Raw genomic sequence first — 16818 nt, 5'->3', positions numbered from 1 at the left:
CCCGGTGCCCGGAGACGGGCACGCCGGGTTCGGGAGGCGGCTCGGGGAAACCCACTGATGGAAACACCAGCAGGGCGCCCCGAGTCGACCTCACCCACGGCTCGGGCGTGCTTGCGCTTGTTTGCCTGCCCGCTCCGGAGGGCTCACGCTCGCCTTTGCCCAGGGGTGTCAGGGGCGGTGACGGCGAACGGCAGCGGTGAAGAGCTGCGCGCGGCCGGTGCGAGTGTCGGTCCAGATCGGGTGGAAGACGTGGCCGGGAGCAGCGGCCATTCCCTGGTAGTTGCCGAGCCAGTGCGTGCTGCCGGTGTCGATGGCCCGCCGGGGATCGAAGGCTTGTGTGGTGACGCGCAGGGGCGGCCCGAAGGCGGGTTGCGCGGGTGCGGCTCGCACCGGATCCGAGATGTGGAGCAGGACGTCCATGCGCAGGGTTGCCAGGGACAGGGAGTAGACGGAGATCGCGATGCGGTTGTCGTCGGCGATGGCGACTTGGGGCTGTAGGTAGACCGTCTCGTCGCCGGCCGCCACGGTCATCGGTCCACTCCACGTCGGAGCGAGGGCGGCGGGGCCGGCCGATGTCGTCAGCAGCAGCCGCGACATGCCGGTCGCGTCGTCGAAGCCGGTGACGACCGCGCAGATCAGGCCGCCGTCGGCGGAAGCCGCAAGAGCCGGGCCGCTCTTCGCGGTGACGTCTCCCAGACCCGGCGCCATGGCCGGCACCTCGGCCAGCGTGAACGGCTCCGTGAAGGTCTCGCCGTGGTCGCCTGAGGTGACGGCTTTGAGGAGCACGTCACCGCTCGGGGAGGGGGTGACATAGGCGACGGTGAGCGAGCCGTTCGGTCCGGCGGCGGTGACGGGGGCGATGGCCCTGGCGCCTGCGGCCGGATCAAGTCCACGCGGGGGCTGGAAGGTCCGGCCGCCGTCGGTGGAGCGGGCGACGACCACACCGTCGTCGGCGGTGCCGTACACCCCCGCGGCGAGGTACAGATGCGTGGCTGCCGGGCGGCTTCCCGTGCCGATCGTGAGGCTGGGATGGTCCACCAGCCCAGGGCCGCCGGCGATCGCCGTGGTCGACGGACGGAAACCACGCCCACCGTCGTCGGTGCGCCACATCAGGACGTCACCGTGGCGCAGCGGCCCCTGGGTGGCCACGACGCAGCACAGGAACGCGCGGCCACGGCTGTCGAAGGCCACGCTCGGATTGCCGTCGAAGTCTGGTACCAGGCCGGGCAGCAGGCCCCGTGCCCGCCAGGTGTCGCCGCCGTCGAACGACGTGTACGCGGCTACACCGATGTCGGGTCCGACGAACACCCGGCATACGGCCAGGAGGTTGCGAGGGTCGACCGGATTGACTGCGATGGCCGGTTCGATGCACGCGGCGAAAACATCATCGGTGACCCGTATGTTGCCCGGCACCCTGTCTTCTGCTCGCCTCGCCGGTGTCGCCGTCAGTGGCAGGTTGCGGGCCATCAGCCACGACAACACCGACACCGGGACGCCGGCGAAGGCCCGCCGCGGCACCATTCGATCGAATGCCCCCATGGCGAAGGTCCCTTCTGGCCCGCCGATCGCCACCATCGCCAGGGGCATCCGGCTTGCACGTCGAGGTCATGGCTGATGGTGCGCGCTTCGCTGCCCCCTGTCATCGGCCCGTGGTATGCCGTCCGTGGTCTGACGGAGCGCGCCAGGAGTCATTCGCGGGAACGAGTGACATGCGACGGGTCCTGGTGTCGGCGGACCGGCTACCAAGCCGCCGCCGCGCCGGTGCACAGGTGATCTACGGTTCTTCCCAGGTCAGAGGTATCGCACTCCCTCGGGTGTCAGCAAAGGCCGGCATCGGACGCCGAGGAGTCAGCACACATGGCGGGCCCAGAGCATCGCGATGGACTACCCGTGGCAGACGTTCGTCGGCGGCCATCTCGGGCGGCTCGGAGTCCGCGCGGACGGCGCCCTGCAGATCCAGTACATGGACGATCTGGACGCCGGCACCCGGTCCGCGATCGCCTCCGTCGATCCGGCTCCGTTCTTCGCCAAGTACGGTGCGCAGGGCAACTCGTGGGCGGTCTTCAAGACCTTCCTCGACGCGGTCGCGGACGCCGCGGCCGCTCCCGTGGCCGCGAAGTACACCGGAGTCCTCGCCGCCGCCGATGTCTTCACGCGGGACAACGCGTGGACGCTGCTGGAGTCCCTGCGGATCGACGCGGGGGTCCTCGGGCCGTTCGGCGTCCACCCCTGACACCTCTGAACGACTGGGGTGCAACCCCGGTGCGAGAGAACCGGGGTTCCCGGTTTCGTGTGCACATGCCAGGTCAGGCACGCCACCCACACCAGAGAGGCCCAGCCATGACCGTCCCGCTTCCCGTGGTCTTCGTCCACGGACTCTGGCTGCACAGCACCTCCTGGCGGCCGTGGATCGATCTGTTCCGCGAGGAGGGCTACGACCCGTCCGCGCCCGGCTGGCCCGGCGACCCCGACACCGTCGAGGAGGCGCGCCAGAACCCCGAGAGCATCGCCGGCCACGGCATCGACGACGTCGTCGAGCACTACGCGGCCCTGATCGAGGCCCTGCCCGTGCGGCCCGTCGTGATCGGTCACTCGTTCGGCGGGATGATCGCGCAGAAGCTGCTCGGCCAGGACCGCGCCGCCGCGGCGGTCGCGATCGACGCCGCACAGATCAAGGGCGTTCTGCCCCTGCCGCTGTCCGCACTCAAGGCGACGTTCCCGGTCTTCAAGAACCCGACCAACAAGCGCCGGTCGGTCTCCCTGACCGCGGAGCAGTTCCGGTTCGCCTTCGGCAACGCCATTGCGGAGGAGGAGTCGGCAGCCCTGTACGAACGCTGGACCATCCCCGCGCCGGGCAAGCCGCTGTACGAGGCCGCCTCCGCCAACTTCAACCCCCACTCGCCGGCGAAGGTCGACACGGACAACAGCGGACGCGGCCCGCTGCTGCTCATCTCCGGCGGCAAGGATCACACGGTGCCCGAGGTCGTCACCCGGGCCACCCTCAAGCAGTACCGGCACTCCGAGGCCGTCACCGACATCATCAACTTCCCCGACCGCGGGCACTCCCTGACGATCGACGGCGGCTGGCGCGAGGTCGCGGAGACCGTTCTCACCTGGCTGCGGCAGCAGAGTCTGGAGGCCGGGCGATGAGTTCGGTGCCGCACGTCGAGGGCGGCGGCCCGCTCGCCTGAAAGGAGGCCGACTGATGGATCTTCGACTCGACGACGCAGTCGTGGTGGTGACCGGCGCGTCCGCCGGGATCGGCGAGGCCACGGTAGGCGTGCTGGCGGCCGAGGGCGCCACCGTCGTCGCCGTGGCCCGCCACCCCGAGGGCGTCGAAGCCCTCGGCCCGCGGGTCAGCGGCCTGGCGGCCGACCTCACCGAGCCCGGCGCGGCCCAGCGTGTGGTGGAGGAGGTGCTCGCCCGGTACGGGGGTCTGGACGGGCTCGTCAACAACATCGGCGCACTGGACTCCCGCACCGGGTTCCTGGAAGTGAGTGACGAGCAGTGGCAGGCCACGTTCGAGCTCAACTTCCACTGCGCGGTGCGGATGACGCGGGCCGCGCTGCCCGCCCTGCTCATGCGTGGCGGCTCCCTGGTCCACCTCACCAGCGAGGCGGCCAGGATGCCGGACGTGTCGATGGTGGACTACGCGGCCGCCAAAACCGCGCTGCTGTCGCTGTCCAAGACACTGGCGGCCGAGTTCGGCCCGCGCGGGGTGCGTTCCAACGTCGTCGCACCGGGACCGACCCGGACCCGGCTGTGGGACGGCCCCGGCGGCTTCGCCGAGCAGCTCGCCACTCAGTTCCACCTGGAACCGGAGGCGGCGATCGACCACTTCGTCCGCGAGGTGCGACGCCTGCCCACCGCCCGGCTCGGCAGCCCCGACGACGTCGCACGGGTCATCGCCTACCTGCTCTCCCCCCTCGCACGCCAGATCACCGGTGCAGAGTGGGCCGTCGACGGCGGTGCGCTGCGCCAGATCTGACCCTCCCTTGCAAAGACTCCCTCCCATGGCCCGCACAGGTTGATCGGTACCAGTGCCATCACCGGCGCCGACTTCGTCGTCGACGGCGGCCTCGTCGAATCCTCTGACCGGCCGTCATGACGCGGCGGGCCGTACTCCCGCCGCGCCTCGCTTCCCCTCACACCCCTTGGAGACACCAGTGAAATTCCGCCTGCCCGGAGCCCGCCGCCTGGTGGCCGCGGTCTTCGCCCTGGCCGTCGGCCTCGGCTCGACCACCCTCACGGCCGCGGCCTCCGCCAAGTCGGCACCCCCGGCCGGCGAGCGGATGCCCGCCGGCTTCAGCGAACACAAGACCCGGGTCGCCGGGACCGGCATCGACTACGTGATCGGCGGCCACGGCCCGACCCTGGTCCTGATCCACGGCTACCCCCAGACCTGGTACGAGTGGCGTGCCATCATGCCCGCGCTCGCCGAGCACTACACCGTCATCGCCCCGGACCTGCCCGGCGCGGGCCGGAGCGACGCGCCGGCGTCCGGCTACGACAAGAAGACCATGGCCGCCAAGCTGCACGCGCTCCTGGTGTCGCTCGGCAAGGACCAGGACGTGAACGTCGTCGGCCACGACATCGGCACGATGGTCGCCTACTCCTACGCCGCGCAGTACCCGCACAGCGTCAGGAAGCTCGTGCTCAGCGAGGCCCCGATCCCTGACTCGGGCATCTACAAGTTCCCGTCACTGACGGCCCAGGGTCCCGGGGCGTGGCACTTCGGATTCTTCGCCCTGCGGACCGGCCTCCCGGAGAGCCTGATCCGGGGCCGCGAGCTGACCTGGACGTCGGGCTTCATGCGGGGCATCGCGGTGCACAAGGACGCCCTGTCCCCCGAGGACCTCCAGGTCTTCGCTTCCTACCTGCGCGACCACGCCCACCTGGAGGCGAACTTCGCCTGGTTCCGGACGTTCCCGCAGGACATCGCCGACAACGCGCGGTTCCAGAAGAAGCCCCTGACCATGCCGGTGCTCGCGATCGGTGCCTCCGGCAGCCTCGGTTCGTCGGTCGCGAAGCAGGTGCGCCACTACGCCACCCACGTCACCCCGGCTGTCATCCCCGACTCCGGCCACTGGATCTACGAGGAGCACCCGAAAGAGATGACCGACATGCTGCTGCGTTTCCTGGGCAGCCACCGATGACGTCAGGAGCGGACATGACCCGGTTCTTCCCGACCTTCGGCCCGACCGCCGAGCGTGAACCCTTCTGGTTCCTCGGCGGCCAGGCGAGGATCCTGCTCCCCGGAGCCGCGACCGACAACAGGCTCAGTCTGATGGAGTTCGCCGACCCGGCCGGCCACGCACCCCCGCACCACGTCCACGAGGACGAGGAGGAGGTCTGGTTCGTCCTCGACGGCGAGGTGACGTTCTTCGTCGGCGACCAGCGCCACGACCTGGTGCCCGGACAGGTCGCGTACGGGCCGCGCGGGGTTCCGCACAGCTATCTGGTGCGCTCGCCCCAGGGGGCGCGGATGGCGGTGCTGTTCAGCCCGGCCTGCATCGAGGAGTACTTCAGGGCCAACGGCACCCCGGTGGCCGAGGCCGGGGATCTGCCGCCGGAGTTCGATCTCGCGGCAGTCGTGGCCTCCGCCGAGGCCTTCCACCTTCGCGTCACCGGACCGCCGCCGTCCCCGTGAGTCGGACCGCCCCGCAAGAGCAGGAAAGACGAGGAGAGCAGTCATGACAGGGATCGAACCCGCCCGACTCCGCGAGGGCGGGCAACGCCGAAGAAAGCTGATGCTCTCGGCGATGGTGGTCGGGACAATGCTCGTGGTCCCGGCGCTGTCCGCCGCCACGCCCGCCGGCTCGGCATCCGCCGCGAACGCCGCGACGGCGTCGGTCACACCGAGCACACCGAAGCCGACCGTGGTCCTGGTCCACGGTGCGTTCGCGGACTCGTCGAGCTGGGACGCGGTGATATCGCGGCTCGAGCGCCGGGGATACCCCGTGATCGGCGTCGCGAACCCGCTCCGTGGCCTGGCCGACGACTCGGCCTATGTGTCCAGTGTCCTGGACACCATTCCCGGGCCGGTCGTCCTGGTCGGCCACTCCTACGGCGGCGCCGTCATCACCGACGCCGCGGTGGATCACCCCAACGTCAAGGCCCTGGTGTACATCGCCGCGTTCGCTCCCGACCAGGGCGAGTCCGGCCTGGCGGTCCTCGGAAAGTACCCGGGCAGCAAACTTCCGCCGGCGCTGACAATCCGGCCGTTCCCGGGCGGGCAGGACGCCTACGTCAACCCCGCGGATTTCCGGCAGGTCTTCGCCGCCGACGTGCCGGCCGGCAAGGCCCGGCTGATGGCGGCCGGCCAACGGCCGGTGGCGCTGGCGGCGTTCGCGGAACCCAGCAGCACGCCGGCGTGGACGACCATTCCCTCCTGGTTCCTGGTCGCAGGCGCCGACCGCGCCGTCCCACCGGCTGCCGAGCAGGCCATGGCGCGCCGTGCGGGATCTCACACCGAGGTGATCCGCGGCGCCTCGCACGCGGTCCTCGTCTCACATCCGGACGCGACCGCACACGTCATCGAGGCCGCCGCCCGCGCCACCTCCTGAACCGGCGTCATCCACGACGCCCCGGTGGTCGGGCCGCTTCACCTACGCGGTCCAGCCGATCCGCGAAAGGAACGAGCATGCCCGCCCTGTCCGACCCGGTCCGCACGCACCCCCGCAGCGGGCACGCCGCCGATCGGCGGCGACGGAGATGACCGACTCCCGCGACCACGGTCCTCTGCCGGGACTGCTCCTCGCCCTGACCATCGGGACCGGCCTGGTCGACGCCGTCAGCTACCTGACGCTGGGTCACGTCTTCGTCGCGAACATGACGGGCAACGTCGTCTTCTTCGGATTCGCGGTCGTCGGAGTCGGCGGCGTCTCCTGGAGCGCGACGCTTGTGGCGGTCGGCTGCTTCGGGGCCGGCGCGTTCGTCGGCGGACGCTACGGCGGCGCCCGCAAGACCCACCGCGGCCGGCTGCTGGCCGGCACGTGCGGGGCCCAGTGCGTGCTGGTCGCCGTGGCGGCCGCTCTGGCCGCCCTCGCCGATCCGGCGCGGCGCGGCACACAGCCGGCCATGGTCGCGCTGCTGGCCGTCGCGATGGGCGCGCAGAACGCCGTGGTCCGCCGACTGGCGGTCCCCGACCTGACCACGACGGTTCTCACCCTGACGACCGCGGGACTGTTCGCCGACCGGTCCTCGAACCAGGTTCGGCTGCGGCGCGTCGCGTCGATCCTGTCGATGATGACGGGGGCACTGGTCGGCGGTCTGCTGCTACGCCACGGCCGGATCGCGGCTCCGCTGTGGGCGGCCGCGGCCGTTCACGCGGGGTGCGCGGTGGCGGCCGACCGGCTGCGACGGCGCGACAGCGCCGGGAACTGGGGCTGATCGGACTGCGACCGTCCTCTCCCACCATCACCCACGCGCTGATCCACCAAGCCCACGAAGGGAATCCGACATGCCGTACATCACCGTCGGCCAGGAGAACTCCGCCGACATCGAGCTGTACTACGAGGACCACGGGAGCGGGCAGCCCGTCGTGCTGATCCACGGTTACCCGCTGGACGGCCACTCCTGGGAGAAGCAACTCCCGGCCCTGCTCGACGCGGGCCACCGGGTCATCACCTACGACCGGCGCGGCTTCGGCCGGTCGTCGCAGCCGACCACGGGCTACGACTACGACACCTTCGCCGCCGACCTCGACACGCTGCTGACCGAACTGGCCCTCACCGACGCGGTACTCGTCGGGTTCTCCATGGGCACGGGGGAAGTCGGCCGTTACCTGGGCGCGTACGGCTCGCAGCGCGTCGCCAAGGCCGTCTTCCTGGCCTCCCTCGAACCCTTCCTGGTCAAGACCGACGACAACCCGGACGGGGTCGACCAGTCCGTCTTCGACGGCATCCTGGAGGCGGTCACCAAGGACCGCTACGCCTACTTCACCGGCTTCTACGAGGCGTTCTACAACCTCGACGAGACGCTCGGCAGCCGGATCAGCGAAGAGGCCGTGCGGGAGAGCCGGAACGTGGCAGCGGGTGCTTCGGCGTACGCGTCGGTGGCCTGCGTGCCCACCTGGATCACCGACTTCCGCGCCGACGTCGCCAAGATGGACGTACCGACACTGATCCTGCACGGCACGGCCGACCGGATCCTGCCGATCGACGCGACCGGGCGGCCCTTCCACGCACTGCTGCCCTCGGCCGAGTACGTCGAGATCGAGGGCGCCCCGCACGGTCTGCTGTGGACGCACGCCGAAGAGGTCAACGCCGCCCTGCTGGCCTTCCTGGGCAAGTAATCGCTCGACTCGGCCGCGCACCGAGGGCCTGGTCCGTGACCCGGTGCAGGTCCTCGCGGCTCGCCCCGCCGGTGACCTGCACCGAGATCCCCTGGCGGACGGCCGCCAAGCGGCGGGCGAGGGCGTCCGCGTCGGCCTTCGGAGGCAGGTCGCCCTCGGCGTGGGCACGTTCGAACCGCGCGCGCAGAACACCGACACCGCACTACCGGCGCTCAGCCGGGTCGCGGCGACCCGACTCGCCTTCGGGGCCGCCCCACTCGATCACGGCAGCCGATGTGCCGTCCGCCTCAGCACGTCATCGGAGTGCGACGTCACGTCCGGTACGCCGTCGTCGGAGAAGGCCGAGGTCTGAAGCTTCGCCCTCACCTCGGCCGCCCACGGGGGATCGATCTCCGTGAGGATGTCCGCCGCCTGCGCCCATGCCGCACGAGCGGCCGCGTCGTCGCCGGTCGCCGCGTAGGTGTCACCGAGCCGGGTGAGGCTGCCGGCCTCGTTGTAACGGTCGCCGTTCCTGCGGAGCATGTCGATGGCTCGCAGGTAACAGGCCTGCGCCCGCCTGAAGTTGCCCAGATGGTGATGGGCGTAGGCAAGGGTGTCCCAGGCGTTGGCCTCGTGCGGGCCGCCTTGATCACTCATCCGTCGGTACAGAGAAAGCGACCGCAGGGCGTTGGCCATGGCCTTGTCGTAGTCGCCGAGCACCGCTTCGTACCAGGCGATCGCGTTCATCGCGTCCGCCTGCCCGCTCAGGTGTCCGGCGATGCGGTACAGGTCCAGCGCGTGCCGGGTCTGCCGTATCGCCTCACCGTGCCTCTCGGTGCGGGTCATCACCCAGCCGAGAGCGCGTCGTGTGTGCGCTTGGCCGAGGTCGTCGCCCAGGGCCTCGAACAGGGACAGGGCATGGTGCAGGTGGTCTGCGGCCTCGGGGTAGCGGCGGAGCAGCGAACAGGCGCGTCCAAGGCCACCGTGGGCATGCGCGACGCCGACGGGGTCGGCGAGCTGCTGGGCCGCGGCGAGAGCGATGCGCTGGAGGTCCGCCCAGTCGTGCCAGTGCCCGAACCGTTCGTGCACCGGGTCCAGCAGCCGCGCCAGTTGCCACGCGTGGCCGCCGAGCCCGTCGTCCACCGACTGCCGCGCCACTTCCAGCAGGACGAGTCGCTCCGCACTGAACCAGCTGAGGGCGGACTCGGCGTCCCCCAGGGCCACCGGGGTCCCCGTCGCCTCCGGCGACGGGGCCGGCGAGGGGAAGACACCCGCCGGATCGAGAAGGGATGCGCTGGCATGCGCGGTGAGCAGATAGTGATCCAGCACGCGGCACATCGCGTCGCGCCGTTCCTCCTCGCCGTCCCCTTCGCCGTCCTCGGCACGAGCGAGTTCGTTCGCATACGCGCGCAGGAGGTCATGGAAGCGGTAGCGGCCCGGGGCCTCCTCGGTGAGGAGGTGCGTGCGCGTCAGTTCGGCCAGCAGGGAACGGACCCTGGCGGTCGGGCGGTCCGCGAGTGCGCCGGCGGCGTGCGTCCCGATGTCCGGCCCGGGATGCAGGGACAAGAGCCGGAACAGCCGGGCCGCTTCGCCGGTCAGAGTGTGGTACGACCAGCCGAACACCGTCCGTACGTCTGTCGTCGCGTCGAGGCCGTCGAAGGCGTCGAGGCTTCCGTTCGCCTCCATGAGTTCCGCCGCGATGCCGGACAGGGGGAACGTCGGGTTCATCAGGGCGCGGGCCGTGATGATGGACAGCGCCAGTGGCAGCCCGCCGCAGAGGGAGATGATCGTGTCGACGGCGGCAGGTTCGGCGGCCACCCGGTATGCCCCGAGGCGTCGTACGAGTGACTGCCTGGCGTCCTTCGGGGACAGCAGGTCCAGAGTGAGGGGATGAGCGCCACCGGCGACCACCAGGCTCGTCAGTTGATTGCGACTGGTGATCAGGACCAGGCAGCCGGCGGCGCCGGGCAGCAGCGGACGTACCTGGTCGGCGTCGCGCGCGTTGTCCAGCAGGACCAGGACGCGTCGGTCCGCGAGGAGGCTTCGATACAGAGCCGCCTGGGCTTCCAGGCTGTCGGGCATCTGCTTGCGGCTGACTCCCAGGGCCTCGAGGAATCCGCGTACGGCTTCCGCCGGGTCCATGGCCGCGCCGTGGAGATCGAACCCCCGCAGATTGACGTAGAGCTGGCCGTCCGGGAACCGGTCCGTCACTCGATGGGCCACCTGGACGGCCAAGGTGGTCTTGCCCACTCCGGCCATGCCGCCGATGGCGTTGATCACCATGGTGGTCCCGGGTCCACCGTGGCCTGAGGCGGCCGGAAGGCGGCGCAGCATGTGGTCGATCTCGGCCTCGCGGCCCGCGAAGTGTTCGTAGGCGGCCGGGAGTTGGGCAGGCCGGGGCAGCGGCACGAGCAGGTCGTCACGAGCCGGGGAGGCCGTCTCGGGAGCGGCGGCCCGGCCGGTTGAGCCCTCACTGTCCAAGGCCGCGAGGGGCGTCGGGAAAGTGGGTGCGGACCGCGCACTCAGCACTTCGCGGTGAGCGGCCAGCAACTCGGAGGAGGGCTCGACGCCCAACTCCTCGGCCAACAGCACCCGGATTTTCTGATACGTCTCCAGGGCCTGGGCCTGCTGGCCCGTCAGCGCCAGCGCCCGGATCAGCCGGCTGTGCAGCGGCTCGTCAAGAGGATGGTCGTCCGCCAGGCCCTGTAGTTGAGCCAGCACCGGTCCCGCGCGGCCGCAGCGCAGGGCCGCGTCGGCGGCCTCCTTGACCGTGGCCAGTCGCTCGCCGTCGAGTCCCACGAAAACCGGGTGGCTGCGCACCTGAGCCGGTATCCCGGCCGCCGCGTGACCGCGCCACAGCGCCAGGGCTTGCGCATACAACTCGAGGGCGTACGCGGAATCGTCCGCCCGGTCGGCCGCACGCGCCTGCGTACGCAGGTCACGGAAGCGCAGCAGGTCAAGTGCGGTGACGCCGACGTCCAGCCGGTATCCGCCGCCCTCCCGGAGCAGCCATCTCCCGGTCGCCATCCGAGGCAGCCCCGGCTCCAGTACGCGGCGCAGCGCCCCCACATAGCGGCGTACGACATTGACCGCGCTCGGCGGCGGATCCTGCCCCCACAGCATGTCGACGACCTCCGTGGCGGTGACGGGCCGGTCGGTGCTCGTCAGCAGCAACGCCGCGAACGCCTGCTGCTGCGGGGGCCCCAGGCGCAGCTCGACATCGGCCCGCCAGGCGCGCACGGGACCCAGCACGGCGAAGCGCACCGTCTCCCCCGGGGATCGGCGCTCCCACCCGCCGGAAAGACCGGTCGTGGGTCTGTCTAACGGTCCCTCCGTTTCGGCCGCGTGCGTCATCTGGCGGTCGGCCGAGCACGAGGACCGGCGAAGCGCGAGCCGGAGCCCGGACATGCCCTTGCCCTGCTGAACGCGTAGAGCACCATGGTCATGAATCTCCCCGTCCCGAGGCCCCGACCCGCCCTCACCGCCCGCGGCCGATGCGCGTTCCGGCTGTGTCGTCAGGGACCTTTCCCCAGCTCACAGTACCCCAGCCCGCAGGGCGAAGGCAGGTCGTGCGGGGCCGAGGTCGGGCGGCCGCGGGCGTGCAGGATGACCGAAGGGTGCATGCCGGTCCTCACCATGACGTTGTCTCACCCGCACGGCCAGTACAGCGCTGTGGCCGCGGTCGCGGCGGTGACCGCGGCCAGCCGGTCGTAGTCGAGGAGGTCCGCCGTGTCCGTGGGGCGGTGGTAGTGCTGATTACGGAAGTTGGCGGTGCTGGTCAGCATGAGCGCCGGGATCCGGCGGTTCCAGAACGAGGCGTGGTCGCTGCGCCCGAGATGATTCGCCGGTGGCACCGCCAGGCCGATGAGCAGACCCAGCGGCCCTTCGGGACGGCGGTCGCGGAGGGCGATCGAAGGGAGGGCGGGCAGTGCCGGACCCGCGCACGCGGCCGCGCGCTGCCACAGAGCGGCCGCACCTTGTGTGGAACGCCGGTGGACCACGAGGGTGAAGTCTCCGCGGAAGCGGTTCGCACGGACCTCGCGGGCGGCCGTGGGGAAGGCCAGTCCGAAGCCTGCGGGCAGCCGCTGACCACCCGGCTCAGGCGCGAAGTACCCGACCGACTCCAGACAGATCATGCCCGCCACCTGTTCATGCCGGTCGGTGAACTGCCGGGCGGCGTACCGCGAGCCGATCAGCCCCAGTTCCTCCATGTCGAAGCACATGAGGGTGACGGGTGGCGGCTCTTCCAGCGCGCCGAGCAGCCGGGCGGCTTCCAGCAGGACCGCCACACCGGAGGCGTTGTCGTCGGCTCCTGGGCTCGCGTCCACGGAGTCCAGGTGCGCGCCGATCAGCACCGCCGGCCGCTGTGGGTGCCCGGGGAGTCGCGCGAGCAGGTTGGCGCCGGTCAGCCGCCGATGCAGGCGCAGCTTGAGAGGGAGGAGCCGGTGCCCTCGCCGGTCGGTCGTACCTGGTTGCCACCGCAGGTCGAACGGCTGTCGCTCGACCTGCCATCCGGCGGCCGACAGCTCGTCCGTCACATGGCGCTCCGCCTCGGCCATGGCGTTCGGCGCGCGCATACGGCTGCGTGGGCACGCCGCAAGGGCGTCGACATCGCGTCGAAGCCGTGCCGGGTCGACTTGCCCGGCCAGCACCTGCATCGCCGACTCGATCATGTGGAGACTCCGTCCGTCGTGCCGGGCACCGCTGCTCGATCCGGCTCGGTGCGGCGGAGGCAGCGTAGGAGTTCGGCGGTTACCAGATGAGGTGGCTGAAGTGACCACCGGCGACAGGATCGCAGGGCGGGGAGTGATCAAGGCCGGAAGTGATCAAGATCGGTCGGTGTGAATCGCCGGCGTCCTAGAATCCGAACCGTGCGTTTCACAGTTTTGGGGCCCGTCAGAGCCTGGCGAGGCGAAACGGAGCTGAACCCGGGACCGCCAAAGCGACGAGCCCTGCTGGCCCTGCTCCTGGCGCGGGCGGGGGAGCCCGTTCCGGTCCACGAGATCGTCGATGTGCTCTGGGACGAGAACGCGCCGGTCGGCTCCGTCAATGTGGTGCACCGTCATGTGGGAGCCCTGCGAAGGCTGTTGGACACCGATCCCTCGGGACAGACCACGCCGAGCCGACTCGTACGGGGCTCCGGAGGCTACCGCCTGATGCTCGGTGCGGGGGAGCTCGACCTCCAGCGGTTCCGTGCCCTGCGCGACGAGGCGAGTGCGGCCCGGGAACTGGGCGACCCTGCCCGAGCCGCCGCGTCACTGATCGAGGCACTCGCCCTGTGGCGCGGCCCCACGGCGTCAGGGATCGCGCCGGAAGTCCGCGCGCACCCCGCCTTCGCGTCGGTGGACCGGGAGTATCCGGCGGCGGTGAAGGAAGCCGCCGCGGTGGCCCTCGAAGCCGGACCGGGTCTCGCCGGGCGGCTGCTGCCGGTCCTCAGACAGACGGCCGCGGCCCACCCCTTGGACGAGGTGCTGCACGCGAGTCTCGTCACAGCGCTCGCGGTGACCGGACACCGGGCCGAGGCGCGGAACGCCTACCGGGACGTCAGTACGCGACTCGTCGATGAGCTGGGTCTGGACCCGGGCCCGGAACTTCGGGCCGCCGAACAGCACTTGCCGCGCAGCGCCGCCTCCACGCCACCGGGCCGACCGGAGACCGGGAGCAGTGCTCGGAGCGGTGCTCGGAGCGGTGCTCGGAGCGGTGCTCTGAGCGGTGCCGAGAACGACCCTCCCCAACTGCCGTACGGCGGCGCCCCCGTGCCGGAGGCTTCCACCGAGAGGACGGGTCCGGCACACGGTGCGACACAGGTCCGCCCCGCACAACTCCCTCCTGACCTGAGTATGTTCACCGGCCGCCGCGCCGAACTGGGGCGGGTGCACGCACTCCTGTCGCCGTCGGACGATCGGCCGAACACCGTGGTGATCAGCGCAATCGGCGGCATGGCGGGCGTCGGCAAGACCAGCCTGGCGGTGCACTGGGCCCACCAGATCGCCGACCGCTTTCCCGACGGCCAGCTGTATGCCGACCTGCGCGGCTTCGGCCCGTCGGGCTCGATCGCGGATCCCGCGGAGGTGATCCGCGGCTTTCTCGATGCCCTGGGCGTCCCCGCGCACCGCATACCGGCCGGCCTTGACGCCCAGGCCGCCCTCTACCGGACTCTGCTGGCCGGTCACCGCGTCCTGGTGCTGCTGGACAATGCGCGCGACACGGAACAGGTCCGCCCGCTCCTGCCGGGCTCGGCCGGATGCCTGATCGTCATCACGAGCCGCAACCACCTGCACGGACTGGTCGTCGCGGACGGCGCCCATCCCCTCTCGCTCGACCTCCTGACGGCCGCGGAGTCCAGGGAGTTCCTCATGAGGCGACTCGGCACGAAGCGGGTCGCCGCGGAGCCGACGGCCGCTGACGAGATCGTCGCACTGTGCGGCTCGCTGCCGTTGACACTGGCCATCGTCAGTGCCCGTGCCGCGGTCCATCCGGGCCGGAGCCTCTCGTCCATCGCCGAGGAACTGCGCGAGACCCGCGGCAGCCTCGCCGCCTTCACCCACGATGATCCCGTGACCGACCCCCGCACGGCGTTCTCGTGGTCCTACGACGCTCTCACACCAGGTGCGGCGAGGCTGTTCCGCCTCCTGGCGCTCCATCCCGGCCCCGACGCGTCCACCGCGACCGCGGCCGTTCTGCTGTGCCTGCCTCTCAAAGACATACGCCCGCTGCTCGCCGAACTGGTCGGCGCGCATCTGCTCACCCAGCGGTCCCCGGGCCGCTTCGGTTCACACGAACTGCTGCGGGTCTACGCCGCGGAACTGGCGGAGTCACACGACACTCCCGAGGAGCGGGACGCCGCACGGCACCGGCTGCTCGACCACCTCCTGCACACCGCTCACCGGGCCGACAGCCTGCTCGCACCCCACCGGGAACGTCTCACCCTGTCACCGCGGGTCGCCACCGGGGCCAGTCCGATAGCGTTCAAAAGCCAGGAAAAGGCGGCAAGTTGGCTGAACGCCGAGCGCCCGGTCCTCCTCGCAGCCGTGCAGGAGGCGGCCCGGTCCGGCTTGGGCGCCCACTGCTGGCAGCTCGCCGCGACACTGGAACTCTTCCTCGACCGGCACGGCCGGTGGCAGGACCAACTAGTCGTTCAGGAAGCGGCGTTGCACGCGGCCGAAGAACTGGGCGACCTCTCGGGACGCGCTCACGCGCACCGGGCCCTGGGCTTCGTGAACGGGCGCCTGGAGCGCCCCGCCGAGGCACGCGAACACCTGTCCACCGCGCTGGAACTGTTCGCCGCCATCGGCGACGCGCCCGGCCAGGGGCGCGTCCACCGCTACCTGGCCTTCCAGGCCAACCGCCAAGGTCATCACCACGAGGCACTCGACCACTACCGCGAGGCGCACGCGCTGTACGAGGCGGCCGGTCATCGCAGCGGGCAGGCAGGCATCTTCAACGAGGTCGGCTGGACCCACATTCTGCTCGGCGCGTACGAGGAAGCCCTGGCCGACTGCCGACGGGCGATCACCATGAACCAGCAACTCGGCGACCGCAACGGGGAGGCCGCCGCATGGGACAGCCTCGGCTACGCCCACCACCACCTCGGCCAGTTTCAGCAGGCCCTCACCTGCTACGAACACGCATTGACGGCATACCGCGAGATCCACGACGACTACCTGGAAGCGGACACTCTCGTCCACATCGGTGACGCGTGGGAGGCCGACGGCTCCCAGGAGCGGGCGGCGGCCGCCTGGCGGCAGGCGCTGGAGATCCTTGAGGCCATCGCGCACCCGGATGCCGAGCACGTACGCGACAAGCTCCGGCGCCCCGACGACACACGACTCGACGCCGCGTCGTCCGTCCGCGGTTGAGAGCACACGTACGCAGGGCTCTGCAGCCGCACTGCGGCTGATCACGCCGGCGCAGGCGTGGATGCTCACCCGGCGGGGAGTTCGCCTTCTCGGCACGCTTCGCGCACCCCGACCCGCGTACCGTCACTCGACAGAACTCAGCCTTCCCCGAGCGGAATCAAGGGCCCGATCGCCGCCGTCGACTCCAGGACCATGTTCTTCAACTCCGCCGCCGCCCGGATTCGCCGATCCGTGGACCGGCCCGCACTGGGGGAGTGGACGCGGTCACCAGGTGATCGACCGAGCGGGTCGAGACATCGTGCACGTATGCCTGCATCACCACGGCGAACAATGCCCGGTCGATCCGTCGCCGGCGTCCCAGCAGCGAGGGGAAGAACGACCCGCTCCCAACCTTCGGGATCTTCAGGTCCAGATCGCCGGCCTGCGTGGTCAGCGGTCTCCCCCGGTGTCCACTGCGCCAGGTCGTGCGCGTCTCGGAATGCTCGCGCGGCGCGATGGCCTGCCCTTGTTCATCCTCTTCGGGGTGAACTCGCGCACGAGTATTGCTCGCTGGGCGCGGTGGACGTCGTTCTCCCGTAACGCGTAGGGCAGCACTCCCTCCGGTTCGGCGGCATCGGACGCCAAGCAGAGCGGGAAACCGGGGAGTCTGAAGGCGCCGCTGAGTCGGGAGACCTCGAGCCCCGG

Annotated in this window: 12 protein-coding genes and 1 pseudogene; 9 read left to right on the top strand and 4 right to left on the bottom strand. The window is 70.9% G+C overall.

Annotation, left to right across the window (positions count from 1 at the left end; genetic code table 11):
- Positions 1 to 168: 168 nt before the first annotated feature.
- Positions 169 to 1539, bottom strand: coding sequence for a sialidase family protein (locus tag ABZ915_RS04760; protein ID WP_361795716.1), 1371 nt, complete (start codon positions 1537 to 1539; stop codon positions 169 to 171).
- Positions 1540 to 1879: 340 nt separating this feature from the next.
- On the opposite strand from ABZ915_RS04760, the gene ABZ915_RS04755 reads away from it, so the two are divergent.
- The 8 genes from ABZ915_RS04755 to ABZ915_RS04720 all read left to right on the top strand — a co-directional run bounded on the left by ABZ915_RS04755 (position 1880) and on the right by ABZ915_RS04720 (position 8296).
- Complete coding sequence (locus ABZ915_RS04755; RefSeq protein WP_361795713.1) at positions 1880 to 2233, top strand: hypothetical protein; 354 nt, start codon at positions 1880 to 1882, stop codon at positions 2231 to 2233.
- Between the two features lie 107 nt (positions 2234 to 2340).
- Positions 2341 to 3150 carry an alpha/beta fold hydrolase gene (locus tag ABZ915_RS04750; RefSeq protein ID WP_361795710.1) on the top strand — a complete coding sequence of 270 codons (810 nt, stop codon included), beginning with the start codon at positions 2341 to 2343 and terminating at the stop codon, positions 3148 to 3150.
- A gap of 55 nt (positions 3151 to 3205) precedes the next feature.
- The gene (locus tag ABZ915_RS04745; protein WP_361795707.1) at positions 3206 to 3988 is read left to right on the top strand and encodes an SDR family oxidoreductase; all 783 of its coding nucleotides are present in this window, start codon (positions 3206 to 3208) and stop codon (positions 3986 to 3988) included.
- 178 nt (positions 3989 to 4166) lie between these two features.
- Complete coding sequence (locus tag ABZ915_RS04740; protein WP_361795704.1) at positions 4167 to 5156, top strand: alpha/beta hydrolase; 990 nt, start codon at positions 4167 to 4169, stop codon at positions 5154 to 5156.
- Between the two features lie 14 nt (positions 5157 to 5170).
- Positions 5171 to 5650 carry a cupin domain-containing protein gene (locus ABZ915_RS04735; protein WP_361795701.1) on the top strand — a complete coding sequence of 160 codons (480 nt, stop codon included), beginning with the start codon at positions 5171 to 5173 and terminating at the stop codon, positions 5648 to 5650.
- Between the two features lie 43 nt (positions 5651 to 5693).
- The gene (locus tag ABZ915_RS04730; protein WP_361795698.1) at positions 5694 to 6566 is read left to right on the top strand and encodes an alpha/beta hydrolase; all 873 of its coding nucleotides are present in this window, start codon (positions 5694 to 5696) and stop codon (positions 6564 to 6566) included.
- Positions 6567 to 6714: 148 nt separating this feature from the next.
- Positions 6715 to 7392, top strand: coding sequence for a YoaK family protein (locus ABZ915_RS04725; protein ID WP_361795695.1), 678 nt, complete (start codon positions 6715 to 6717; stop codon positions 7390 to 7392).
- 70 nt (positions 7393 to 7462) lie between these two features.
- A complete protein-coding gene (locus ABZ915_RS04720; RefSeq protein ID WP_361795692.1) occupies positions 7463 to 8296 on the top strand; it encodes an alpha/beta hydrolase in 834 nt (277 codons plus the stop codon).
- A 261-nt stretch (positions 8297 to 8557) separates the two neighbouring features.
- Here the strand turns inward: ABZ915_RS04720 and ABZ915_RS04715 are convergent, their stop codons facing one another.
- Both ABZ915_RS04715 and ABZ915_RS04710 read right to left on the bottom strand, forming a co-directional pair.
- The gene (locus tag ABZ915_RS04715) at positions 8558 to 11539 is read right to left on the bottom strand and encodes a BTAD domain-containing putative transcriptional regulator (RefSeq protein WP_361795689.1); all 2982 of its coding nucleotides are present in this window, start codon (positions 11537 to 11539) and stop codon (positions 8558 to 8560) included.
- Between the two features lie 383 nt (positions 11540 to 11922).
- Positions 11923 to 12948, bottom strand: coding sequence for a M28 family peptidase (locus ABZ915_RS04710; protein ID WP_361795686.1), 1026 nt, complete (start codon positions 12946 to 12948; stop codon positions 11923 to 11925).
- A gap of 198 nt (positions 12949 to 13146) precedes the next feature.
- Here ABZ915_RS04710 and ABZ915_RS04705 point away from each other — a divergent pair, with 198 nt between their 5' ends.
- Positions 13147 to 16134 carry a BTAD domain-containing putative transcriptional regulator gene (locus ABZ915_RS04705; protein WP_361795683.1) on the top strand — a complete coding sequence of 996 codons (2988 nt, stop codon included), beginning with the start codon at positions 13147 to 13149 and terminating at the stop codon, positions 16132 to 16134.
- Between the two features lie 265 nt (positions 16135 to 16399).
- Here the strand turns inward: ABZ915_RS04705 and ABZ915_RS04700 are convergent.
- Positions 16400 to 16633: pseudogene (locus tag ABZ915_RS04700) on the bottom strand (transposase); the annotation flags it as partial.
- Between the last annotated feature and the right edge of the window lie 185 nt (positions 16634 to 16818).

The sequence above is a fragment of the Streptomyces sp. NPDC046915 genome (assembly GCF_040644935.1).
In the GTDB taxonomy this organism is placed as follows: domain Bacteria; phylum Actinomycetota; class Actinomycetes; order Streptomycetales; family Streptomycetaceae; genus Streptomyces.
This window is presented reverse-complemented; position numbering and strand designations above follow the sequence as displayed.

Bases quoted from the DNA above. Each gene is read 5' to 3' on its own strand.
- ABZ915_RS04710 (WP_361795686.1), bottom strand. From the start codon at position 12,948: ATGATCGAGTCGGCGATGCAGGTGCTGGCCGGGCAAGTCGACCCGGCA.
- ABZ915_RS04755 (WP_361795713.1), top strand. From the start codon at position 1,880: ATGGACTACCCGTGGCAGACGTTCGTCGGCGGCCATCTCGGGCGGCTC.
- ABZ915_RS04735 (WP_361795701.1), top strand. From the start codon at position 5,171: ATGACCCGGTTCTTCCCGACCTTCGGCCCGACCGCCGAGCGTGAACCC.
- ABZ915_RS04730 (WP_361795698.1), top strand. From the start codon at position 5,694: ATGACAGGGATCGAACCCGCCCGACTCCGCGAGGGCGGGCAACGCCGA.
- ABZ915_RS04760 (WP_361795716.1), bottom strand. From the start codon at position 1,539: ATGGGGGCATTCGATCGAATGGTGCCGCGGCGGGCCTTCGCCGGCGTC.
- ABZ915_RS04750 (WP_361795710.1), top strand. From the start codon at position 2,341: ATGACCGTCCCGCTTCCCGTGGTCTTCGTCCACGGACTCTGGCTGCAC.
- ABZ915_RS04745 (WP_361795707.1), top strand. From the start codon at position 3,206: ATGGATCTTCGACTCGACGACGCAGTCGTGGTGGTGACCGGCGCGTCC.
- ABZ915_RS04725 (WP_361795695.1), top strand. From the start codon at position 6,715: ATGACCGACTCCCGCGACCACGGTCCTCTGCCGGGACTGCTCCTCGCC.
- ABZ915_RS04720 (WP_361795692.1), top strand. From the start codon at position 7,463: ATGCCGTACATCACCGTCGGCCAGGAGAACTCCGCCGACATCGAGCTG.